The following is a 22,291-nucleotide window of genomic DNA, read 5'->3' as shown; positions in this document are numbered from 1 at the left end:
TGGCGCCGGCCTCGGCGGCCGCGGCGCGGGCCGCTTCCAGCCGCTGCGTCGCCGCCACCAGCACGCGCTCGCGCTCGCGCCACTGGGCCGGGCGCAGCAGGTTGCCGCGCAGCGTGTCCTTGGCGGCCTTGAGCTGGTCCAGCGCCTCGTAGAAGGGGCGCTGGGCCGATTTGCGGGTGGGGGCCAGCCGGTCCCGCGCCGCCACGACGCCCTGGCCGAGGCGCTGCGCCGGGCGCAGGCCTCCGGCCGCCACCAGCAGCGCCACGGCCAGCGCGCCGCCCGAGGCCAGCAGCCCGGCGCCGCCCGCCCGCAGCAGCGCCGTGTCCAGCGCGAAGAGGCGCTCCAGCAGGGGGCGGTCGGCGCCGCCGAGCAGGCCCGGCAGCAGGGTGGGGTCGAGCGGCGCCTCGTCCGGCCCCAGCAGCGGGCCGGCGCCCTTCCCCTTGCGGCGGAGGAAGGCGAAGCGCCGGCCATCCGGCGCCACGCCCTCGGCGGCGATCTGCATGCCGCCATAGCCGTGGCGGAAGCCCATCGGCGTCTGCATGCCGATGCCGAAGAGCAGGTCGCCGAAGGCGGCGCGCAGCACCGACTTGCCGGCGCCGTTCGGCGCCAGCACCAGGTTGACGCAGCCCGGCTCCGGGCTGAGGTCGAGCGCGGCCTCGGCGAAGGGGCCGTAGTTCCGCAGGGCGAGGCGGGTCAGGCGCATCCTGTCTCCGAGGCGTTGGTCCGGGGCGTTCCGTCTGCCGCGTTCAGTCTTCGGCCAGCCGGGCCAGCAGCAGGTCCCGCGCGCGGCCGAGCCATTCGGCGCCGAGCCGCCCCTCGGCCGCCTGCACCGCCGGATGGTCGGGGCCGAGCGCGTCGCGCAGGCCGGGGGCGCGCTGCAGGAGCTGCCCGGCATACTCGGCCAGATCGGGCGGCAGCGCCTCGGCCGGCAGGGTGGCGATGGTGTCGAGCAGCCGGCCCACCGCATCGGCGCGGGGCACGGGCGGCGTGGCGGGGCGGGTGCCGAGCCGCACCGCCTCGATCCAGAACGCCTCCTCCGGCGCCGCCTCCAGCGCGGCGGCGCGCATCCGCCCCAGCGTCTCGCCCCGGTCGCGCGCCAGGGCGGCATGGGCGGCGGTGGGGCCGGACAGCTCCAGCCGCAGCGCCAGCAGGCGTCCGTCGGCGGCGTCCACCGCCTCGCCCACGGCGCGCAGCACGCGGTTCAGCACGGCGTCGTCATCGGCCGCGCCGGTGCAGTCCACCGCCACGCGCTGCCAGCGCACCACGTCCAGCGTGCGGTGCTCGACGCCGGCCACACGCCCCTCCCGCACGGTGACGAGGCTGGCCCCCTTGGCGCCCGCCTCGTTGATGTGGCGGCCCTGCAGGTTGCCGGGGAAGACGATCCACGGGTCGCGCAACACCACCTCGCGCGTGTGGATGTGGCCGAGCGCCCAGTAGTCGTAGCCATGCCGGGCCAGCTGCTCGACGGTGCAGGGCGCGTAGGAGGCGTGGCCGGGCCGGCCGGTGGCCGCCGTGTGCAGCAGCGCCAGGTTGAACAGCCCCGGGCGCGGCGGCGGGTAGCCGAGGGCGATGTTCTCCGTCACGTCGCGGTTGGCGAAGCTCTGGCCGTGCAGCACCACGCCATGCTCCGCCAGCAGCACGCTCTCGGGGCGGCGGGTGGAGAGCAGGCTGGCGCCGTCCGGCAGGCGCAGGTCGCGGGTGATCTGGCTTTCCGCGTCGTGGTTGCCGCGGATGGCGACGACGCGGATGCCGGCGCGGGTCAGCCGCGCCAGGGCGGCGACCAGCGCCTGGCCGGTGCGGAAATCCGACCAGTCGCCATCGTAGAGGTCGCCGGCGACGACGACGAAATCCACCTGCTCGGCGATGGCGAGGTCCACCAGCGCGGACAACGCCTCGCGGCTGGCGCCGCGGATGCGGGCGGCCGGGGCGGACAGGTCGGCGTCGAGGCCGCGCAGCGGGCTGTCCAGGTGCAGGTCGGCGGCGTGCAGGAAGCGGAAGCTGGTCAAGGGCGCGACGACATCCTCATGGTCTCATGACTAGCACGCGGCCCCAGGCGCGCAAGCGAGGGGCAGATTTATGCGCGTGGCGCATGGATGGGCGAAACCGCGCATTTATCGGCCGGGGCGCGCGGCTCTATGGCTGGGGCAACCGCCCCGCCAAGGGGCTCCGGTTCGCCAGGAGGAGACGCGCATGACCCGACGCCGGCATTTGCTGAAGGCCACCCTGACCCTGCCGGCAGCAGCGCTGCTGCTGCGCGGCGGGCAGGCCGAGGCGGAGGCGCTGTATTCCATGCTGCGGCTGTTCATCCCCGCCAATCCCGGCGGCGGCTGGGACGGGCTGGGCCGCGCCATCGAGCAGGTGGTGCGCCGCGCCGGGCTGGCCGGGAACGTGCAGGTGGAGAATGTGGGCGGCGCCGGCGGCACGGTGGGCCTGCCCCGCTTTCTGGCGCAGTACCGCAACCGGCCCGAGGGGCTGATGGTGGCGGGCAGCGTGATGGTGGGCGCCTCCATCGCCAACAAGTCGCCCATGGGGGTGCTGGACGTAGCGCCGGTCGCGCGGCTGACCGAGGAGGTCAGCGTCATCGTCGTGCCGCCGGATTCCCCGATCCAGGACCTGCAGGGGCTGCTCGCGCGGCTGAAGGAGAATCCCGGCGCCGTCTCGGTCGCCGGCGGCTCGGCCGGCGGCACGGAGCACATCACGCTGGGGCTGATGCTGAAGGCGCTGGGCCGCTCGGCGCGGGAAGCCTCCTACGTGGCCTTCTCCGGCGGCGGACCGGCGCAGGCGGCGGTGCTGGGCGGGCAGGTGGTGGCGGCCATCTCCGGCATCTCGGAATTCGGCGAGCAGGTCCGCGCCGGGCGGCTGCGCGCCCTGGCCACCACCGGCGAGCGCCGCGCCGGCCCGGATGTGACGACGCTGAAGGAGGCGGGGCTGGACATCGCGATGCCGACCTGGCGCGGCGTCTTCGCCGCCCCGACGCTGAGCGCCGAGCAGAAGGCCGCCCTGGTGACGCTGATGGCGCGGATGCACGCCACGCCCGAATGGAAGGAGCTGCTGGCGCAGCGCGGCTGGGACGATGCCTGGCTGCCCGGCGACGAGTTCGGCGCCTTCCTCAAGCGGGAGGTGACGGACACGACGGAGGTGCTGAAGGAGATCGGCCTCGCCTGAGGGCGGCCGCGGGCCGGGGCCTCACGCCTCCGCCCGCGCCGCGATCCGGAGCTGCTCCGCCAGCGCCTCCGCCGCGCCGGTCAGGCCGCGCGCGCGCCGGTGGACGAGCGAGAGGGTGCGGCTGATGAGTGGCTCCCGCAGCGGCACGGCGCGCAGCCGGGCGGCCTCCGCCGCGCGCAGGGCGATGCGCGGAAGCACCGAGACGCCGAGACCGGCGCGGACGAGATGGAAGGCGCTCGCCATATGCAGCACCTCATAGGCCCAGCCCAGCCGCACGCCGTCCTGCGCCAGCGCATCCTGGATGAGGGCGCGGTGCACGCTGGTGCGCGCGGCCAGGATCAGCGGCAGCCCGGCCAGCTCACGCCAGGCGAGGCTCTCCCGCCGCGCCAGCGGATGGGCCTCGTCGCAGGCCAGCACGAAGGGGTCCTGCAGCAGCGGCTCCGCCACCAGCCCGGCATCCTGCAGGTCGGCGGCGATGGTGACGGCAAGCTCCGCCTCGCCCCGCGCCACGCTGCGCAGCGCCTCCTGCGCCGTCATGTCGAGGATGCGCACGCGCAGCCGCGGGTGGCTGCGGCGCAGCGCGGCCAGGGCGGGCGGCAGCAGCCCGGCCACCGCCGTCTGCAGGCAGGCCACCGTCACCGGGCCGCGCCCGCCGCCGGGGCCGGCGCCGGGGCTGACCAGATCCTCGATGCCGTCCAGCGCCGTCTCCATCCCGTCCAGCGCCTGGCGCAGCAGGGGCAGCACCTGCCGCCCCAGCGCCGAGGGCGCCACGTGCCGCGTGGTGCGCTCCAGCAGCGGCCCGCCCAGCAGCCCCTCCAGCCGCTGGATGCGGCGGCTGAGCGCGGGCTGCGACAGGTTCAGCCGCGCCGCGGCCAGGCTGAAGCTGCGCAGCTCCAGCACCGCCATCAGCGCGCGCAAATCCAGGATCTCGAAATTCATGCCCATGGCGCATGAATTAAGCCACCCCCGCAGGGAACGCCACGCATGACCCCGCCCCTCCCCCTCCTCCGGCCCGATGCCCTGGCCGATTTCGTCACCCGCCTCTACGAGGCCGCCGGCCTGCCGGCGCCGGATGCCCGGCTGGTGGCCGAGAGCCTCGTCACCGCCGACCTCTGGGGCCATTCCTCGCACGGGGTGATGCGCGCCCCCTGGTACATCGACCGGCTGCGCAGCGGCGTGATGCAGGCGGTGACGCAGCCGCGCTGGCTGGTCGATGCCGGCGCCATCGCGCTGATGGACGCCGCGGACGGGGTGGGCCAGGTGGTGGCGGCGCAGGCCATGGCGGAGGCGGTGCGGCGCGCGCGCGCGCATGGGGTGGGCGTCGTCTCCGTGCGCAACTCGAACCACCACGGGGCGCTCGGCTACTTCACGCGCATGGCGGCGGCCGAGGGGTGCATCGGCCTGCTCACCACCAATGGCAGCCCGGCCATGGCGCCCTGGGGCGGGCGGCGCAAGCTGGTGGGCAACAACCCCTGGTCCATCGCCGCCCCCGCCGGACGGCACGCGCCGATGATGCTGGACATCGCCAACACCGTGGTGGCGCGCGGCAAGATCTTCCTGGCGCGGCAGAAGGGCCAGCCCATCCCGCCGCACTGGGCGATCGACGCCGAGGGCAACCCGGCCACCGACCCCGTGGCGGCGCTGGGCGGCGTCATCCTCCCCATGGCCGAGCACAAGGGCTACGCCATCTCGGTGATGATGGACGTGCTCTCCGGCGTGCTCTCGGGCAGCGGCATCCTGGAGGAGGTGAGCGGCCCCTACCAGGCGGAGAAGCGCAGCCGCTGCGGGCATCTCTTCCTGGCGCTGAACATCGCCGCCTTCGGGCCGGCCGAGGCCTTCGCCGAGCGGATGGAGAGGATGGTGGCGGAGATCAAGTCCGTGCCGCGCGTGCCGGGCTGCGACGAGGTGTTCTACCCCGGCGAGATCGAGGCGCGGAACGAGGCGCGGCACCGCGCGGAGGGGCTGGCCCTGCCGGAGAAGACGCGGCAGGACCTGGCCGCCGCGGCGCGGCTGCTCGGCGTGCCGGCCCCCGAAGGCTGGGCGGCGGGCTGAGGCTCAGCCGCCGGGCATTTCCGCGGCGCGGGCGAGGCGGCGGGCGGCCTCCAGCACGGCCTCGCCCAGCGCCGCCTCCCGCGCCGCCATGGCGGCCTGCGGCCCGGTGCATTGCAGGATGAGGCTGGCCGGCCCCGCCACGCCCGGCACCGCCGCGGCGATGCTCATGATCCCCTCCAGGTATTCCATGCGGCCGATGGCGTAGCCGCGCCGCCGCGCCTCCTCCACCTCCTGCCGGATGGCGGCCTTGTCGGTCATCGTGGCGGGGGTGAAGGCGTGGACGGGCATGGCCTCCAGCAGCGCCTCGGCCCGCGCCGGCGGCAGGGCGGCGAGGCGGGCGCGCATCTGCGCCGGCGCATCCGCCGGGTAGCGGTGGCCGATCGGCACGTTGATCACAAGCCCGGCGGCGCCGGCCGGGCCGCCCTGCACGCGGTCCACGCAGGTGAAGCTGCCGTCGCGGTTCACCCGGCACAGCAGGCAGGGCAGGCCGATGCCCTCCGCCAGCCTCGCCAGCACATCCTGCACCAGCGCCCCGCGGTCGTGCCGCCGGATGGTCGCCGCCAGGTCGAGCAGCAGCGAGGGCGCCAGGGCGTAGCGCTGCCGCGCGGCGTCGTGGGAGAGCCACCCCTCGGCCACCAGGGTGCGCAGGATCATCAGGCAGTGGCTCTTGGTGAGGCCGAGCCGGCCGGCGATGGCGGCGAGGCCAAGCCCCGCCCCTGGCTCGGCATCGAGCAGCCGGATGATGGACAGGCACTTCCCGACGGCCGGCACTGCCGCCGCCCCCTCCCCCGCAGCCATGGATGCTCCCGCGGCAAAACGCGCCGCGCCGGTTGACAGGCCCGGAACAGCGGCGGCACCATATTTCCTGAAGAATGGTGTTCTATATAGAGAACGCTGCCACGTCATGCAAGGCCGGGGGCCGGGGCGATGCGGACACTGATCAGGGGCGGCCTCGTGCTGTCGATGGACGAGCGGATCGGCCGCCTGCCGCAGGGCGACGTGCTGGTGGAGGATGACCGCATCCTCGCCGTCGGCCCCGCCCTGGAGGCGCCGGACGCGGCGGTGATCGGGGCGGAGGGGTGCCTCGTGCTGCCCGGGCTGGTGAACGCGCACCTGCACACCTGGCAGACCGCGCTGCGCGCCATCGGCGGCGACTGGACCAGCGTCGACTACTTCCGGATCATGCATGGCGTCCTCGGGCCGCGCTACCGGCCGGAGGACCTGCGCGTCGGCACGCTGGTGGGGGCGCTGGCGCAGCTCGATGCCGGCGTCACCACCCTGTTCGACTGGTGCCACGGCAACGCCACGCCGGAGCACACCGACGCCGCGCTGGACGGGCTGCTGGACAGCGGCATCCGCGCCGTGTTCGGCCACGGCACCGTCAAGCCGCAGCCGCGGCCGGGCGAGCCGCATTTCTCGGAGGTGCCGCACCCTGCCGCCGAGATCCGCCGGCTGCGCACCACCCGGCTCGCCGCCGACACGGCGCGCGTGACCCTGGCCGCCTGCATCCTGGGGCCGGACTATTCCACGATGGATGTCTGCCGCGCGGATTTCGCGCTGGCGCGGGAATACGGCCTGCTCTCCTCCGCCCATGTCTGGGGCAACACCAACCGGCTGGTGCCGGAGGGCTACCGCCGCCTGGCCGAGGAAGGGCTGCTCGGCCCGGACCACAACCTCGTGCACGGCACCTATCTGGGCGAGGAGGAGCTGCGCGTCATCGTGGAGAGCGGCGTCTCCGTCACCTCCACCGCGGCGGCCGAGGTGAAGGGCAATGCGCGGGAGCCGCTGAGCTGCCGCGTCGCGGCGCTCGGCGGCGCGCCCTCCATCGCGCCGGACACCGAGCTGCTGAACGGCGGCGGCATGCTGGACTGCATGCGCGCCGCCCTGCAGCTGCACCGGCTGTTCAACAACCAGCACATCGTGGCGCGGCAGCAGGCGCAGCCGGCCGCCGCCGCGGCGCAGGAGATCGCCACCAGCGGCTCGCCCATCACCGCCGTCTCGCTGACGCATGAGGCGGTGCTGCGCTGGGCCACGATCAACAACGCCCGCGCGCTGCGCCTCGACCACCGCATCGGCTCGCTGACGCCCGGCAAGCAGGCGGACCTCATCATCGTCCGCCGCGACAGCCTGGGCATGATCGGCGCGCGGGAGCCGGTGCAGGCGCTGATCCACTTCACGCAGGCGGCCGACATTCGCGACGTGATGGTGGGCGGCCGGCTGCTGAAGCAGGATGGCCGCCTTCTCCACCCCGGGCTGGCGGCCGAGAAGGCGCGGCTGCTGGCCTCGGGCGACCGGCTGCTCGCCGGCACCGGCCTGCCCGGCGCCGCCGGGCAGGGCTGAACCGCACCCCGGACCAACAAGGCCCGGCCAAACCGGGCACAGGGGAAAGACCAGGCTCACGACACGGCTCGACGAAGCAAGGAGACTCCCATGCAACGGCGCAACCTCCTTCAGGCCCTGGGTGCCGGCGCATCCGCGCTGGCCCTGCCCGCGAAGCTGCGGGCGGCCTCGGCCACCACGCTGCGCTTCACCCCGCAGCAGGATCTGGTGACGCTCGATCCGATCCTGACCACCGGCTACATCACGCGCAACTACGCCTACATGGTGTACGACACGCTCTACGGCATGGACGGCAACTACCGCGCCACGCCGCAGATGGTGGCGGGCCACCGCGTGGAGGATGGCGGGCTGCGCTGGGACCTGACCCTGCGCGACAACCTGTTCTGGCACGATGGCGAGCGCGTCCTGGCGCGGGACTGCGTCGCCAGCCTGCGGCGCTGGGGCCAGCGCGACGTCTTCGGCACCACGCTGATGGCGGCGACCGAGGAGCTTTCGGCGCCCGACGACAGGACCATCCGCTTCCGGCTGAAGCGGCCCTTCCCGCTGCTGCCCATCGCGCTCGGCAAGGCCTCGGTGCCGGTCTGCGTCATGATGCCGGAGCGGCTGGCGATGACGGACCCGTTCAAGCCGGTGCCCGAGATCGTCGGCAGCGGCCCGTTCCGCTTCAAGGCGGATGAGCGCGTACCGGGCTCGATGAACGTCTTCACCAAGTTCGAGCGCTACGTGCCGCGCCCCGATGGCACGCTCTCCTGGACCTCCGGCCCGAAGGTGGTGCATTACGACCGCGTCGAGTGGCGCTCGATCCCGGACAGCGGCACGGCCACGGCGGCGCTGCTCTCCGGCGAGCAGGACTGGCAGGAATACGCCTATCACGACCAGCTGCCGCTGCTGAAGCGCGCCCGCGATGTCACCACGCGGGTGCTCGATCCCACCGGCTTCGTCACCATGCTGCGGCTGAACCACCTGCAGCCGCCCTTCGACAACCCGGCGATCCGCCGCGCACTGTGGCGGGCGCTCAGCCAGTCGGACTGCATGCAGGCCATCGTCGGCGTCGATGACCCGGCGCTGTACCATGTGCCGCTCGGCTTCTTCTGCCCGAACACGCCAATGGCCTCGACGGCGGGGCTGGAGCCGCTGACCGGCCCGCGCGACCTGGAGAAGGCGCGCGAGGAGATCCGCGCCGCCGGCTACAGGGGCGAGAAGGTGCTGATCATGGCCGGCAACAACACCGCCGCCGGCATGGCGCTCGGCGCCGTCACCGCCGACCTGCTCAAGCGCCTCGGCATGGATGTCGAGATCTACGCGGTCGAGTTCAACGCCATGCTGCAGCGGCGCAACCGCCGCGGGCCGGTGGCCGAGGGCGGCTGGAGCGGCTTCGTCACCACCTGGTCGGGCACGGACTGGCTGAACCCGGCGGTGCACATGGCGCTGCGCGCCGATGGCAGCTACGCGGGCTGGTCGGAGGATACGCGCATCAACGCGCTGCGCGATGCCTGGTTCGACGCGCCGGACGAGGCGGCGCAGGCCGCCATCTGCCGCGACATCCAGCTGCAGGCGATGCAGAGCGTGCCCTACCTGCCGCTCGGCCAGTACATGCAGCCCACCGCCTTCCGCCGCGGCATCACCGGCGTGCTGGATGGCTTCGCCACCTTCTGGAATGTCCGCCCGGCCTGAGGGCCGCCGCACCGGAGTGAGGATTGATGGAGCAGCTCAAAGCGATCCGACAGCACGCGATGGACTGGATCACGGCGAACGAGGCGCGGCTCTCCGCCTTCAACGCGCGCATCTGGGAGCATGCCGAGCCGGCCTGGCGCGAATACAAGTCGGTGCGCGACTATGTGGAGATCCTGCGCGCCGAGGGCTTCGAGGTGGAGGAAGGCTCCGGCCAGATGCCCACCGCCTTCGCCGCGCGATGGGGGCAGGGCGAAGGTGGGCCGGTGCTCGCCAGCTTCTCCGAGTATGACGCGGTGCCGGGCAACTCGCAGCAGGTGGTGCCCCACAAGGCGCCGCGTGACGGCGTGCACCCCTATGCCGCCGGCCACACCGACCCGCATTCGGTGCTGGGCACGGCGGCGCTCACCGCCATCCTGGCCGCCAAATCCGCCATGCAGGCGCATGGCGTGCCGGGCACGCTGAAGCTGTTCGGCGAGCCGGCGGAGAAGGTGTGCGGCTCCAAGCCCATCCATGCCGCGAAGGGCTATTTCGACGGGCTGGACGCCGCCGTGGTGTGGCACCCCTGGCCCTCCAACACCGTGACGGGCGAGACGCATTTCGGCGCCTACTGGAGCGCCGTCATCAGCTTCGAGGCGGAGGCACCGGAGAAGTGGGTCGATCCCTCGCTGATGCCGATCGACGCCTCGCACGCCATCGCCCGCTGCCCCGGCGCGGTGGACGCGCTCTGCCTGATGTACACGACGACCAAGTACACCAAGGAGGCGATGTTCCCGCACAGCGGCTCCTGGACGCTCAACGAGTTCATCCTGGGCGATGGCGGCGCCACCTCGGACAATCTGCCGCCGCGCTTCAGCCAGATCCAGTATTCCTGGCGCTCCTCCTCCCTAGCCATCCAGGAACAGATCTGGAAGGTGCTGGCCGCCAATGCCCGCCACGTGGCGGCCATCACCGGCTGCCGCGCCTTCGTGCGCTGGGTGACGAAGACGCGCGTCGGCCTGCCGAACACGGCGATGACGGAACTCACCTGGGCCAATCTGCAGGAGGTCGGCGCGCCCGCCTATCCGGAGGAGGCGCTGGAGTTTGGCCGCGCCATCCAGCGCAACCTCGGGCTGGAGCCGATGCAGGACCCGTTCATCGCCAGCGTCTCCCGCCTGACGCCGCCGGAGGAGAACGAGGCGAAGCTGCGCGCCGGCCTGCCGCCCTGGCAGAAGCATCTCAGCGCCGACGACTACGTGGAATATTCCTGGCATTGCCCGACGGTACGGCTGCTCGCCGCGCGGCCGCGGCTGCGCCCGCCGCAGCCGGGCTATGCCTATCCCGCCTGGGCCTACAACGCCCTGGGCGGGCTGCCCGCGGCGGTCGATCCCGGCATGTTCGTCGCCGGCCGCACCATGGCGCTGACCTTGCTGGACCTCGCCGCCAGGCCGGACGCCCTGGCCGCCGCCCAGGCGGAGTTCCGCGAGCGCACGGGCGGCGGCGTCGGCGGCAGCCGGTGGGTGGGGCCGCTGCTGCCGGCCGATTTCGACCCGCCGGTCGATCTGCGCTGGCCCGAATACGTCTCCACCCCGCGCGGCGAGGAATGGTGCATCCCCACGCCACACGCGGGCACCGGCGCGGGCGAGCCGCTCTAGGCAAGGCCGGCTTCCGGGACCGGCCCCGCCGCCGCACGCGGCGGGGCCCTCCTCCTTGCGGGCGTGGCGCGGAGGCCACAGGGCGAGCCTTGCCGGCAACAGGGGCGGCGGTTTGCCTCTTGCACGCGGCGATCAGGAGACAGATGATAATGCGAGTCTTTCGCAATTGAATCGCCTGTCTCCCTCTCGCCGCTCGAGGCCCAGAATGACACGTCGCCGCTTCCGCACCCTCCTCCTGGCCTCGGCCGCGCTGACGATGCTGCCCACCTTGGGCCGGCCGCTTCAGGCGCAGGGGACCGAGCCTTCGGCCGGGGCGGTGCTGGAGCTGCCGACCGTCGATGTGCAGGCGACCGCATGGCGGGCCTGGGAGGGCGTGCCCGGCTATGTCGCGCCCGTCACCACCACCGGTTCCAAGACCGACACGCCGCTGATCGAGGCGCCGCAATCGGTCGGCGTCGTCACCCGCGACCAGGTGGATGACCAGGCGGCGCTCAGCGTCAGCCAGGCGCTGCGCTACACCGCCGGCGTGCTGGGCGAGGTGCGGCCCTCGGCACGCTACGACAGCGTCTTCGTGCGCGGCTTCGGCGGCCAGGGCACGGGCGCCGCCTTCGTCAACTTCCTCGACGGGCTGCGCCAGGGGCGCGGCCTCTATTTCGGCGTACCCAACACGGATCCCTGGCTGCTGGAGCGCATCGAGGTGCTGCGTGGCCCGGCCTCGGTGCTCTACGGGCAGACCGGCGTCGGCGGCCTGGTGAACCTGGTCAGCCGCCGCCCCACCGCCGACCACGTCAACGAGGTGCGTATCGAGGCCGGCAGCAACGCGCTGCTGCAGACCGCCTTCGACCTCGGCGGCGCGCTGACCGAGGATGGCCGCTACACCTACCGGCTGACCGGCATCGCGCGGAAGTCCGGGACGCAGTACGACCATGTGGAGGAGGAGCGCATCGCTATCGCCCCCGCCTTCACCTGGCGGCCGGACGACAGCACCACCATCACCCTCCTCGCCTCCTACCAGCACGATCCGGAGGGCGGCTTCTACAACTTCGTGCCGGCCAGCGGCACGGTGCTGGCCAATCCGAACGGCCGCATCCCGCGCAATTTCTTCGGCGGCGACCCGGCCTATGACAAGTACTACCGGACCCAGGCCGCCATCGGCTACCAGCTCGAGCACCGGCTGGACGATGTGTGGACGGTGCGGCAGAACTTCCGCTACGCGCATATCGACGCCGAGGTGAACGTCCTCTCCGTGCGCTCGGTCGGCGCCGATCAGCGCACCGGCACGCGCAGCGCCACCTTCGTCTCCGACCACGCCAACGCCTTCGCGCTCGATAACCAGGCGCAGGCCAGCTTCACCACCGGCGCGCTGCGGCACACGGCGCTGTTCGGCATCGACTGGCAGCGCACCTCGGCCCGGGCGCGCCAGGGTCTGCGCTCGCAGGGGGTGCCGGGCATCGACCTGTTCCGCCCGGTCTACTACCAGTCCATCCCCGCCATCCTGACCGACCCGAGCGGGCTGACGAACCAGAACATCGACCAGCTCGGCTTCTACGCGCAGGACCAGGTCGCCCTCGGCCGCTGGCGCTTCAATGTCGGGCTGCGCTACGACCGCGCCAGCATCGGCACCACCACGCACACCACGACGGGCGCCGATGCCGGCAGCCTCTCGCAGTTCGACGACGCGCTGACCTGGCGGGTGGGCGGCCTCTACCTGTTCGACAACGGGCTGGCGCCCTATGCCAGCTACTCCACCTCCTTCCTGCCCAACACCGGCACGCAGGCGCCGCAGCGCGGCGGCGGCACCTTCGAGCCCACCACCGGCGAGCAGTACGAGGTGGGCGTGAAGTACCAGCCCCCCGGCATGAACAGCTTCATCCAGGCTTCCGCCTACCACATCACGCAGCAGAACGTGCTGACGCAGGACCCGGTCTATCTCACCGGCAGCATCGCCCAGGGCGAGATCCGCTCGCGCGGCATCGAGCTGGAAGGGCGCGCCAGCCTGACCGCCAATCTCGACCTCATCGGCGCCTATTCCTACATCGACGCGGAGATCACCAAGTCCAACAATGCCGGTGTCGCTGGCAGCCGCGTGCCGCAGGTGCCCAACCACATGGCCAGCGGCTGGGCCAATTACAGCTTCACCGAAGGCCCGCTGCGCGGCCTCTCGCTCGGCGGCGGCGCGCGCTACGTCGGCTCGACCTACGGCAACGACACCAACACCTTCAAGGTGGATGCCGTCACGCTGTTCGACGCCGCGCTGCGCTACGATCTCGGCGCCCGCTTCGAGAGCGCCAAGGGGCTGGAGTTCGCCGTCAACGCGCAGAACATCGCCGACAAGGACTATGTGGCGAGCTGCTCCTCGGTCACCGCCTGCTACTACGGCAACGGGCGGCTGATCCTCGGCTCGGTCCGCGCGCGCTGGTGAGCGCGGGCCCTCTCAGCCCTCCAGCCTCACATTGGCCTCCCGCGCCACCTGCCGCCACTTTGCGATCTCGCCGCGGATGAAGCCGCCGAACTCCTCTGGCGTGCCGGGGGCCGGGAAGCCGCCCAGCTCCAGCATGCGCGCCGACACGGCGGGGTCGCGCAGGATGGCCACGGCGTCGGCGTTGATGCGCGCCAGGATCTCGGGCGGCGTCGCGGCGGGCGCCACCAGCCCGGACCAGCCCAGCGCCTCGTAGCCCTCCAGCCCGGCCTCGGCCACCGTGGTCACCGCCGGCAGCTGCGGCGCGCGGGCGCGGCTGGTCACCGCCAGCGCCCGGGCGCGGCCGGCCTGCACCTGCGGCAGGGCGCTGGCCAGGCTGTCCATCATCAGCGGCACGTTGCCGGCGATCAGGTCGGCCATGGCCGGGCCGCTGCCACGGTAGGGCACATGCGTCATCCGCACGCCGGCGCGGTGCGCCAGCATCTCCATGGCCATGTGCTGCGCGGTGCCCGGCCCGGCCGAGGCGTAGTTCAGCGCGCCCGGCTTCTCCCGCGCCCGCGCCAGCATCCCGCGCAGATCCTCCGGCCCGGTGCCGGGGTGCGCCACCAGCACCAGCGGCAGGGTGAAGATGTTGGTGATGGCGGCGAAGTCCCGCTCCGCGTCATAGGGCAGGTGCGGCATGACGGAGGGGTTCACCCCCAGCGTGCCGGAGGTGCCGACGAGCAGGGTGTAGCCATCCGGCGCGGCGCGCGCGCCGGCCTCCATGCCGAGTGCCCCGGCACCGCCCGAGCGGTTCTCCACCACCACGCGCTGCGGCCAGCGCTTCGACAGCTCGTCGGCCATCAGCCGGGCGAAGATGTCGGCGGCCTGGCCGGGCGGAAAGGGCACGATCAGCCGCACCGGGCGGCTGGGATAGCCGCTGGCCGCCTGCGCTGCGGCGGGCCCGGCGCGGAGGAGTAAGGGCGCCGTGGCGGCGGCGGCCGCGGCGGTGATCATGAAGCGGCGTGTGCTGGCAGTCATCGCGGTCTCTCCCTGGGGCTCATGGCGCGCGGGCCATGGGCGATGCCGGTCCTGCACGGCGGTCCGTGGGCCGATCTTGCTTGACGGCGGCATCCTGTCACTGCCAACAATGCATACGCAAACGAATTCGTTCTTCTGCCGCACACAGGGCGGCATGCACCCAGGAAGGGCCGAGCGATGGCAACAGGACCCGTATCCCCACGGGCGCCACAGGCCCTGGACGGGGAAGGCCAGGGCCGGCAGCCCACCGCCGCCGGCCAGGCGCATGCCCGGCTGAAGGCCATGATCCTCGACAATCTGCTGCCCCCCGGCGCGCAGCTGCTGGAGGGCGAGCTGGCGCTGCGTCTCGGCCTGTCCCGCACCCCGGTGCGGGAGGCGATGGTGCGGCTGGAGCAGGAGGGGCTGGTCGCCATCACGCCGCGCCACGGCATGCGCGTGCTGCCCATCGCCGCCGCCGACATGCGCGAGATCTACGAGGTGCTGACCAGCCTGGAGCCGATGGCGGCCGAGCTGCTGGCCCGCCGCCCGGAACCCGCCGCCGGCCTCGGCCGGCTGGAGCAGGCCTGCGGCGCGATGGAACAGGCGCTGGCGGCGCAGGACCGCCCGGCCTGGGCGGAGGCGGACGAGGCCTTCCATCTCGGCCTGGCCGAGCTGTGCGGCAACCGGCGGCTGGCAGGCATGGTGATGCAGGTGTGGGAGCAGTCGCACCGCGCGAGGCTCTTCACCCTGCACCAGCGCCCCCTGCCCGCCCGCAGCACCGCCGAGCACCGCCGTGTGCTGGAGGCGATCGCCGACGGCGATCCGGAACGGGCGCATGCGCTGTACCGCCGGCACCGCCGGCGCAGCGGTGCGGAACTCATCTCTCTCATCGAACGGAGTGGCGTGGCATGGCTGTGAACCGCAACGCGGTGCAGATCGCCCTGATGCCCGGCGACGGCATCGGCACCGAGGTCAGCGAGGCCTGCATGGGCGTGCTGGAGGTGCTGGCGCGCCGGCACGCGCTGGGGCTGCATTCCGAGACGCTGCGCGCCGGCGCCATGGCCTATCGCGACACCGGCAGCGCCATGGACGAGGCCGCCTTCGAGCGCGCCCGCGCGGCGGATGCCATCCTGCTCGGCGCCATGGGCTGGCCGGGCATCCGCTACCCGGATGGCACCGAGATCGCGCCGCAGCTCGATCTGCGCTTCCGCCTCGGCCTCTATGCCGGCGTGCGGCCGATCCGCGCCCTGCCCGGCGTGCCGCTGGCGCTGGCCGACCCGCGTGCCGCGCAGATCGACATGGTGATCCTGCGGGAGAGCACGGAGGGTCTGTTCGCCGCCCGCGGCAAGGGCGAGCTGATCGACGACCGCGAGGCGCGGGACACCATGGTGATCACCCGCGCGACCACGGAGCGCCTCTCCCACTTCGCCTTCGACCTGGCGCGGCGGCGCGCCGCGCGTCGCGGCCGGCCCGGGCGCGTGACGCTGGTGGACAAGGCCAACGTCTTCACCGGCTTCGCCTTCATGCGGAAGGTGTTCCACGAGGTGGCGGCCCAGCACCCGGAGGTGGAGGCGGCACACCACTACATCGATGCCATGGCGCTCGACATGGTCCGCCGCCCCTGGGATTTCGACGTGCTGCCGACCGAGAACATGTTCGGCGACATCCTCTCCGATCTGGGCGCCGGGCTGATCGGCGGCATGGGCTTCGCGCCCTCGGCCGATATCGGCGATGGCCATGCGGTGTTCCAGCCGAGCCACGGCACGGCGCCGGACATCGCCGGCCGGGGCATCGCCAACCCCACCGCCATGCTGCTCTCGGCGGCGATGATGCTGGACTGGCTGGCCGGGCGCGGCGCCGGGCCGGGCTGGGCCGAGGCGGCGGCGGAGCTGGAGGCGGCGGTGGACGCGGTGTTCGCCGCCGGGCTGCGCACGCCCGACATCGGCGGCCGCGCCGGCACGGCGGAGGTGGCGCGCGCCGTGAGCGAGCGGCTCGGCCTCGGCGCACTTGTCTGAGGACTTGGGCGGGAAGCCGCGCCGGCCCGCCTCAGGCGGGGGCGCAATCCAGGCCGCCCTCGTACCGCCAGGAGGGCGTGCGGCAGCGCGGCGCGGAGGCGGGTGAAGGGCAGTGACTCCAGCCTCGCCCGCGCCGCCGTGTCCGGGTTGAATCAGGCAGCCATCGCAGCCCTTACCTCCAGCAGCGAGCCGCCGGCCGCCGGGCGGCGGCGCCGCTGGGCGGCCCCCATGCGGGCGGCCAGCAGCAGCGCGTTGCGGGCGGCACCAGGATGGGCAATGCCATGTCCGGCGATGTCATAGGCCGTGCCATGCGCGGGCGTGCAGATCGGGAAGGGAAAGCCGCCCAGCAGCGTCACGCCCTGCTCGAAGCCGATCAGCTTCATCGCGATCTGCCCCTGGTCGTGATACATGGTGAGGACGGCGTCGAAATCGCCGCGCCTGGCACGGACGAACACCGTGTCGGACGGATAAGGCCCGTCGCAGCCAAGCCCCTCCGCCTGTGCGGCGGCCACGGCGGGGCCGATCACCTCGATCTCCTCCCGGCCGAAATTGCCGCCATCCCCGGCATGCGGGTTCAGCCCGGCCACCGCGATGCGGGGCGCCGGGATACCGGAATCGCGCAGCGCCGCATGGGTCAGGCGCAGATTCTCCAGAATGCTGTCCCGCGTGATCAACCCCGCCACGGCCGAGAGCGGCACATGCGAAGTGACACGGGCATTCCACAGCCCTTCCAGCACGTTGAACTCCTTGGCAGCGCCCCGGAAGCCGATGAAATTGGCGGTGAAGCCGATCTCGTCCTCGTAGCCCGGCACGTGCAGCCGCATCGCCGCCTTGTTGAAAGGGGTGAAGGACACGGCATCGGCATGGCCAGCCACAGCGAGGGACAGCGCATAGCGGAAGTTCTCCGCCGCGAAGCGGCCGCCGGCCTCGCTGATCTCGCCGCGCCGGAGAATGGCAGGGTCCAGCGTGCCGAGGTCGACGAAGGCAGGGGTGGAGAGATCCTCCGGCAGCGGCACATCCGGCCCGATGACATGCAGCGCCGGGTCAACTCCTGCCACGCGCGCGCCGTCCCGCAGTACCCGCAGATCCCCGATGACGATCAGCCCGGCAGCGGCGCGCACCGTTTCATCGGCCAGGATACGCGCGGTCAGCTCCGGGCTGATGCCGGCAGGATCACCCATGGCCAGGGCGATGACAGGAAGGGAAGCGGATTGGGTCATAGCGGTGCTCTCCCGATGCCCGGCAGGACGCGATGGGCTTTGCCTTATTGTACTCTGTATGCAGAATATCCGCAAGCTTGTTCCGGTCCGGCCCCAGCTTGGCTACGGCACCACCTTGCCTTCTCGTCTCCAGACATTTTTCTCGACGCGGCTTTTCCAGACGCCTCCCCTGCCTGCTTCGCCCCGCAGGCGGCGGCCGCCGCCCGCATAGACGTGCCACGCCTCATCCGCGCTTCCGAGTACACTCCCGGTGCAAAGCCTCTCCTGGTCGGGATGCAGAACCCCGCTCTGCTGCCATGCAGTTGTGCCTGCACCCCGTCGGCCTTGGTCGACTTCTCCTTGCTGAGCATGTGGCAAGGGCTCTGCCGCGGATCAGCAGGGGCAGGTCCGGCGCCAGCGGCCCCGGAGCGGCATGCCGCAGGCACTATCACCGAATGCCTCCTGGACCCGAGGATGGACATATCCGTGCTGCAGGGGGTGAGGACTTTGGCGGGAGGATCCTGCTTGAGCGGCTGCCTGCGAGGACTTTGGCGGGAGGATCCATTCCCCCAGGCAGCGCATCGGCGATCGCGCGCTTCTGCACAGGCGCCGATTCGGCTGAAAGCCAGGACGGCCGACGGCTTTCTTGTCCACACGGCCGCTGAGGACTTCAGCGGGCAAAATGAGGACTCGGGCGGGGCTGTTCCCACGTTTTTATTGGCTTCAAGCCCTTTGTCCCGAGGACTCTGACGGGACATACTAATATCTAGTATCACTAATAGGCTTCTAATAGCTTGCCCCGCCAAAGTCCTCAGCGACAAAAGCGGAGAAATGCTGCATCTTCCTCAAGGTCGCCATGATGAGGATAGGAGCGGGACGTGGCGGAAGTGCATCGGATGCTGGAAGTGCACGGCCGGCAAGGTGTCTTGAAGTTGGACATCGACCGACGTGTGGTCGACGCCGCGGCCGACTATCTGGGCGACGAGGATGGCGGAATAGGCTTCATCTATTCCGGCTGGGCGCAGGCCGCACTGCCCCACAAGCGGCTGGCGGACGACCAGCCCTGGCAGGTCCGGACCGATAAGGTGAGCCTGCTGGTGGAGCCCGGCCGGAAAACCCGCCCTGATGGCAGCCTGGAGTGGATCGGGGTTCCCTACGGCAGCCGGGCGCGCCTGATCATGCTGTATCTTCAGTCCGAAGCCATTCGGACAGGCAGCCGGGAAATCGAGCTCGGACGAAGCCTACGCGCTTGGCTCGGACGAATGGGGATTTCGCCGGGCGGAAAGTCGATCAAGGATGTACGGGAACAGGCGGAGCGGATCACGCGCTGCCGTTTGACCTTCGAGGTACAGCAGGCAGGCCGCTCCGCGCTGGTCCAGCAGCTGATCGTCGACAAGGCCCTGTTCAACGAGGATGAGGACTCTGGCGGGAGCCAGTTCCTCGAGCGCACGAAGCTGTCGGAAACCTTCTTCGATCAGCTGAGGCGCCATCCGATGCCGATTGAGGAATCCGCCATCCGCGCAATCAACCGCCACTCCATGGCGCTTGATATCTATTGTTGGCTCGCCTACCGCCTGCATGTGTTGCCTAGCCCGACTTCGGTTTCCTGGAAGGCATTGCACGCGCAGTTTGGCACCGGCATCCGGAGGCTGGACCATTTCCGGGAGACGTTCATGGAGCAGCTCTCCCTGGCAACGGCGGTCTATCCCTCCGCCCGGGTTGAGTGCCTTGCGAGCGGCATGTCTCTGTCTCCCTCGCCGGCACCCATTTCCAGTCGGAAGACGCAGATCTCCCTTGTCACGCGCTGAGACGCAGGCCTCGTCCACGGCGCCAGGCTTCCCGCCGAAGTCCTCAGGAATGGTCCTGGCTGGCTTCTAAACTGTCCAATTCGGCCAGCTCCTGAGACAGCTTCTCCACCTCCCGCTTCGCGCGCTCCAGACGCGAGAGCAGATCCCGTCGTTTGACGGCCAGGAGAGCAGCTTCGCCACTGGCAGCGATCCGCTGTGATTTCAGTTCCTGCCGAAATCGCTCAATGGCGGAGCGTGGCGTATGAGGAGAAACGAGGCCGCGGCTTCTCGCTTCCTCCAATGCCTCTGGCTCCAGCGTCACCAGACGGAAAGCGGCGGCGTAGCTTCGCGGCAGCTCGGCCTCCGGTACATATCCCTGCTCGACCTTTTCCGCGACAGTCCGCAGCATATGCGCGACGGAACGGTTGAAAGGTAGCCGGCTGATAATGTCCTTCTCGAAGCTGCCCCTGAATTGCCGCTCTGCTTGGACAAGAAGTCGGCCGATGGCGAGAAATGCTCTCTGGGCGGTCTCCCAAAGAACCTCTACCTCTCGGACAACCTCTGTCTCATTGGAGAGCTTGTAGACGGTCGTCCGCGGCGTTTCGACATCCTCATGGGCAATGGTGAGAATGGAAGCGCGGCGCGAAGCTGCCTTGCGGGCGCCCCACCGCTCCTTGGGATCGACAGCCATCGTCACTTCTCCAGCCCCAGTTCGAACCGAACGAAATTCCAGACCGCTTCATAATCTTCCGCTGCCTTACGACCCATCTTGCCTGTGAGGTCGCCGACGCCCTTGCCGTCGAAATAGGTACGCATGACCGCCTGCATATGCCGAACATCGTGCGGGCACAGCTTTCCCACTGACGACAGATAGTGCCGCGCTTCCCCCAGGCTGCTGACATCGCGGTCCGTCTTGCAAAGAAGGAAAAAGGCCGGACGCCCCTCGGTGCGCACGAGCTTCATCCATTCAGCCACGGACTCCAGATCCTCGCCGCCCTGGCTGGTAGGGATCAGCACAAGTCCAGCCAGCCGAATGACAGCACGCAGCTGTTCCGTATCATGCTCGATACCCGGCGGCGTATCGATGAATAGAAAGTCAAATTCCTTGAGGGAAGTGAGTTCCTGAATTGCCTCGGCCGCTTCAGCCATGTTGACTTTGTCAAAGTGGTGAATAGCGGGCAGCTGATCTGGTCGGCGGTTCCACCACCGTGTCAGCGTGCGCTGCATGTCCAGGTCGATCGTGCCCACTCGGTATCCATCGCGAGCTGCGAGTGCCGCGAGATTACGGGTGCTCGTCGTCTTTGCGCTGCCGCCTTTGGCGCTGGACAAAAGCAAAACCTGCGTATGAGGTACCGAAGGTTCCAGCGAGGCTGTGGCAGCAGGTTTGCGCGCAAGAGCAGCGGGAGGACGGCGACTCATTTGTTATCTCCTACTCCGTCTTTCCTATTCTGGAAGACAGACAATGTCTGCGTAGCATGTTTGATGGCGTCAAACATGCGATGTGGATAATCTTCCGCCGAAGAGCGTTCGAGAAGGGCGTGATAACACAAGGTCCAGCCCTTGTTGTCACGATCAACTTAACCGACGGGACGATGTGCGTCGTACTGTGTCGGCTCTGAAGGGCAGGCAAGTTCATGACAATGAGCATGCTGGGAGGCGACTAATCTGCTTTGCGGCCACATTAGATAGCCTCTGCGCTTGCGCTGACGTGCGCAATCACAAAGCCGACGCTTCTTGCTTTATAAGAGCCGACTGTTCTGGCGGAAGCTCATGGTGCGATCTGAGGGCGGACAAGGCGCTTGAGCGCCGTGAGTGAGGCTGCGCGCCGAGACGAGATGCGAGCCATCAGCGCAGCTCCGGCCACCGGCAACGAACAGGGCAGCTTCGACTTCTTATTGCTACTGTTAGAGGCTCCACAGTTTGGCGAGCAAGCCCCATAAGCATCTCCTGACGCAGCGGGATGCCGATAGCGACCCGGGCCGAGCAGGGCCTCCGGGCAGAGACCATATTATCCGGATCCAGGAGATCGCTGCGGGATCGGCGGCGGTCCACTGGCGGAGCGGGTTCTGCGGACCAGGCTTGAGGGCGGAAAGCAACACTCCCCCGAAGCCGCGCTGCCGACACCGTTTCAGGTTCTTCCAAGCGAAGTACCAGGAGACATAGGACAGGAAAAGGCTCGCTGCATCCAGGACCAACTGTGCCTCGTGCTGCTCACTCCTGAGGACACAGCTAGGAGCTTTAACAAGAGTCGCGCTCAACGGATCTTGCAGCACAGCGACCGAGTGATCGGGCACCATCCGCAGCGTGATGAAGCACCAGATTCAGCCGCAGAGACAGAGCAGACTCCTCAGGCCGAGAGAGGAGAGTGTTTGCCGAGCAGGAGTGTGAAAAGCGGGCGCACCGGAGAAGGAGCCCACTGCGAAAAGCAGGCATGTGGCGGAACCCTTGCCCCGCTCGGACAGCCGCCAATCTGGCGAAGTGCGAAAGCAGATTATTCGTACAGAGACAACACAGCTACACTAGATCAACATCCTCAGCTCTCGGCAGAGCAGCAGCTCGCTTCATAGCAAAGGCAAGTGAACTAAGAAATTTAGGCAATCATGCTTCGGTTGTCTTTAACACACGATAATCAAAGGTTATAAGACCTTGTGGAGACTGACAAATTCGAGAAAGCTGGCCAAAAGATATCCTGCTTGGCGATGGATCTGGGCAGCGAGAGTCTCGCCGGACATGCCCGGCCCGCACGCCCTTTGTGACCGACGCCGACGCCCCCGCACCCAAGCGGCGGCTCTCCGGGCTGCGCGTCGATCAGCGCCCTTCCGCGGGGCGGCGGCCTTGCCCTAGGCCCCACCCGCCGGCGCGGCCCCGGCCCGCATTCCTGAACCCCCGCAGCCCCCGGCTCCGGGGGTTTTCTTTTGCCCGCACCCCGGAAGGACACCAGCATGAGCATTCGCGTCGGCATCGTCGGCATCAGCGGCTTCGGCGGGGGGGAGGCGCTGCGCCTGGTCGC

The 22,291-nt window shown here is 70.5% G+C and carries 17 protein-coding genes; 9 read left to right on the top strand and 8 right to left on the bottom strand.

What is annotated here, in order from left to right; genetic code table 11:
- Together ACFOY6_RS20205 and ACFOY6_RS20200 are read right to left on the bottom strand one after the other, a co-directional pair.
- A partial coding sequence (locus ACFOY6_RS20205; RefSeq protein ID WP_379652065.1) for an AAA family ATPase occupies positions 1–703 on the bottom strand: 703 nt, incomplete at its 3' end.
- A gap of 43 nt (positions 704–746) precedes the next feature.
- A complete protein-coding gene (locus ACFOY6_RS20200; RefSeq protein ID WP_379652064.1) occupies positions 747–2,006 on the bottom strand; it encodes a metallophosphoesterase family protein in 1,260 nt (419 codons plus the stop codon).
- Positions 2,007–2,190: 184 nt separating this feature from the next.
- Here ACFOY6_RS20200 and ACFOY6_RS20195 point away from each other — a divergent pair, with 184 nt between their 5' ends.
- Positions 2,191–3,165 (top strand): Bug family tripartite tricarboxylate transporter substrate binding protein, encoded by a 975-nt coding sequence (locus tag ACFOY6_RS20195; protein WP_379652063.1) that lies wholly within the window; start codon positions 2,191–2,193, stop codon positions 3,163–3,165.
- 21 nt (positions 3,166–3,186) lie between these two features.
- Here the strand turns inward: ACFOY6_RS20195 and ACFOY6_RS20190 are convergent, their stop codons facing one another.
- Positions 3,187–4,104, bottom strand: a complete 918-nt coding sequence (locus ACFOY6_RS20190; protein ID WP_379652062.1) for a LysR family transcriptional regulator — start codon at positions 4,102–4,104, stop codon at positions 3,187–3,189.
- A gap of 45 nt (positions 4,105–4,149) precedes the next feature.
- Here ACFOY6_RS20190 and ACFOY6_RS20185 point away from each other — a divergent pair, with 45 nt between their 5' ends.
- Positions 4,150–5,217, top strand: coding sequence for an Ldh family oxidoreductase (locus ACFOY6_RS20185; RefSeq protein ID WP_109517021.1), 1,068 nt, complete (start codon positions 4,150–4,152; stop codon positions 5,215–5,217).
- 3 nt (positions 5,218–5,220) lie between these two features.
- Here the strand turns inward: ACFOY6_RS20185 and ACFOY6_RS20180 are convergent, their stop codons facing one another.
- Positions 5,221–6,015: an IclR family transcriptional regulator gene (locus ACFOY6_RS20180; protein ID WP_379652061.1), complete on the bottom strand. Its 795-nt coding sequence runs from the start codon at positions 6,013–6,015 to the stop codon at positions 5,221–5,223.
- Positions 6,016–6,144: 129 nt separating this feature from the next.
- Between ACFOY6_RS20180 and ACFOY6_RS20175 the strand changes: the two genes are divergently transcribed.
- From ACFOY6_RS20175 to ACFOY6_RS20160, 4 genes are all read left to right on the top strand, one after another.
- Positions 6,145–7,557 (top strand): amidohydrolase family protein, encoded by a 1,413-nt coding sequence (locus ACFOY6_RS20175; protein WP_379652060.1) that lies wholly within the window; start codon positions 6,145–6,147, stop codon positions 7,555–7,557.
- A gap of 90 nt (positions 7,558–7,647) precedes the next feature.
- Positions 7,648–9,231: an ABC transporter substrate-binding protein gene (locus ACFOY6_RS20170; protein ID WP_379637273.1), complete on the top strand. Its 1,584-nt coding sequence runs from the start codon at positions 7,648–7,650 to the stop codon at positions 9,229–9,231.
- Between the two features lie 26 nt (positions 9,232–9,257).
- Entirely contained in the window at positions 9,258–10,862 is a 1,605-nt protein-coding gene (locus ACFOY6_RS20165; protein WP_379652059.1) for a M20/M25/M40 family metallo-hydrolase, read from the top strand.
- Between the two features lie 205 nt (positions 10,863–11,067).
- Complete coding sequence (locus tag ACFOY6_RS20160; RefSeq protein WP_379652058.1) at positions 11,068–13,284, top strand: TonB-dependent siderophore receptor; 2,217 nt, start codon at positions 11,068–11,070, stop codon at positions 13,282–13,284.
- Positions 13,285–13,296: 12 nt separating this feature from the next.
- On the opposite strand, the gene ACFOY6_RS20155 is transcribed toward ACFOY6_RS20160, so the two are convergent.
- Positions 13,297–14,301, bottom strand: coding sequence for a tripartite tricarboxylate transporter substrate binding protein (locus ACFOY6_RS20155; protein WP_379652057.1), 1,005 nt, complete (start codon positions 14,299–14,301; stop codon positions 13,297–13,299).
- A gap of 177 nt (positions 14,302–14,478) precedes the next feature.
- On the opposite strand from ACFOY6_RS20155, the gene ACFOY6_RS20150 reads away from it, so the two are divergent.
- Together ACFOY6_RS20150 and ACFOY6_RS20145 are read left to right on the top strand one after the other, a co-directional pair.
- Positions 14,479–15,198, top strand: coding sequence for a GntR family transcriptional regulator (locus ACFOY6_RS20150; protein ID WP_379652056.1), 720 nt, complete (start codon positions 14,479–14,481; stop codon positions 15,196–15,198).
- Positions 15,189–16,295, top strand: a complete 1,107-nt coding sequence (locus ACFOY6_RS20145) for an isocitrate/isopropylmalate dehydrogenase family protein (RefSeq protein WP_379637287.1) — start codon at positions 15,189–15,191, stop codon at positions 16,293–16,295. The genes ACFOY6_RS20150 and ACFOY6_RS20145 overlap by 10 nt, the downstream gene beginning before the upstream one ends.
- A 152-nt stretch (positions 16,296–16,447) precedes the next feature.
- On the opposite strand, the gene ACFOY6_RS20140 is transcribed toward ACFOY6_RS20145, so the two are convergent.
- Complete coding sequence (locus ACFOY6_RS20140) at positions 16,448–17,515, bottom strand: 4-hydroxythreonine-4-phosphate dehydrogenase PdxA (protein WP_379652055.1); 1,068 nt, start codon at positions 17,513–17,515, stop codon at positions 16,448–16,450.
- 857 nt (positions 17,516–18,372) lie between these two features.
- Between ACFOY6_RS20140 and ACFOY6_RS20135 the strand changes: the two genes are divergently transcribed.
- Complete coding sequence (locus tag ACFOY6_RS20135; protein WP_379636901.1) at positions 18,373–19,302, top strand: replication protein RepA; 930 nt, start codon at positions 18,373–18,375, stop codon at positions 19,300–19,302.
- A gap of 43 nt (positions 19,303–19,345) precedes the next feature.
- On the opposite strand, the gene ACFOY6_RS20130 is transcribed toward ACFOY6_RS20135, so the two are convergent.
- Both ACFOY6_RS20130 and ACFOY6_RS20125 read right to left on the bottom strand, forming a co-directional pair.
- Positions 19,346–19,972, bottom strand: a complete 627-nt coding sequence (locus ACFOY6_RS20130) for a hypothetical protein (protein ID WP_109517012.1) — start codon at positions 19,970–19,972, stop codon at positions 19,346–19,348.
- Positions 19,973–19,974: 2 nt separating this feature from the next.
- The gene (locus ACFOY6_RS20125; protein ID WP_379636903.1) at positions 19,975–20,700 is read right to left on the bottom strand and encodes a ParA family protein; all 726 of its coding nucleotides are present in this window, start codon (positions 20,698–20,700) and stop codon (positions 19,975–19,977) included.
- Positions 20,701–22,291: the final 1,591 nt, after the last annotated feature.

The organism is Teichococcus aestuarii (genome assembly GCF_042651065.1).
GTDB classification, from domain to species: domain Bacteria; phylum Pseudomonadota; class Alphaproteobacteria; order Acetobacterales; family Acetobacteraceae; genus Pseudoroseomonas; species Pseudoroseomonas aestuarii.
This window is presented reverse-complemented; position numbering and strand designations above follow the sequence as displayed.

Bases quoted from the DNA above. Each gene is read 5' to 3' on its own strand.
- ACFOY6_RS20195 (WP_379652063.1), top strand. From the start codon at position 2,191: ATGACCCGACGCCGGCATTTGCTGAAGGCCACCCTGACCCTGCCGGCA.
- ACFOY6_RS20190 (WP_379652062.1), bottom strand. From the start codon at position 4,104: ATGAATTTCGAGATCCTGGATTTGCGCGCGCTGATGGCGGTGCTGGAG.
- ACFOY6_RS20185 (WP_109517021.1), top strand. From the start codon at position 4,150: ATGACCCCGCCCCTCCCCCTCCTCCGGCCCGATGCCCTGGCCGATTTC.
- ACFOY6_RS20180 (WP_379652061.1), bottom strand. From the start codon at position 6,015: ATGGCTGCGGGGGAGGGGGCGGCGGCAGTGCCGGCCGTCGGGAAGTGC.
- ACFOY6_RS20175 (WP_379652060.1), top strand. From the start codon at position 6,145: ATGCGGACACTGATCAGGGGCGGCCTCGTGCTGTCGATGGACGAGCGG.
- ACFOY6_RS20170 (WP_379637273.1), top strand. From the start codon at position 7,648: ATGCAACGGCGCAACCTCCTTCAGGCCCTGGGTGCCGGCGCATCCGCG.
- ACFOY6_RS20165 (WP_379652059.1), top strand. From the start codon at position 9,258: ATGGAGCAGCTCAAAGCGATCCGACAGCACGCGATGGACTGGATCACG.
- ACFOY6_RS20160 (WP_379652058.1), top strand. From the start codon at position 11,068: ATGACACGTCGCCGCTTCCGCACCCTCCTCCTGGCCTCGGCCGCGCTG.
- ACFOY6_RS20155 (WP_379652057.1), bottom strand. From the start codon at position 14,301: ATGACTGCCAGCACACGCCGCTTCATGATCACCGCCGCGGCCGCCGCC.
- ACFOY6_RS20150 (WP_379652056.1), top strand. From the start codon at position 14,479: ATGGCAACAGGACCCGTATCCCCACGGGCGCCACAGGCCCTGGACGGG.
- ACFOY6_RS20145 (WP_379637287.1), top strand. From the start codon at position 15,189: ATGGCTGTGAACCGCAACGCGGTGCAGATCGCCCTGATGCCCGGCGAC.
- ACFOY6_RS20140 (WP_379652055.1), bottom strand. From the start codon at position 17,515: ATGACCCAATCCGCTTCCCTTCCTGTCATCGCCCTGGCCATGGGTGAT.
- ACFOY6_RS20130 (WP_109517012.1), bottom strand. From the start codon at position 19,972: ATGGCTGTCGATCCCAAGGAGCGGTGGGGCGCCCGCAAGGCAGCTTCG.
- ACFOY6_RS20125 (WP_379636903.1), bottom strand. From the start codon at position 20,700: ATGAGTCGCCGTCCTCCCGCTGCTCTTGCGCGCAAACCTGCTGCCACA.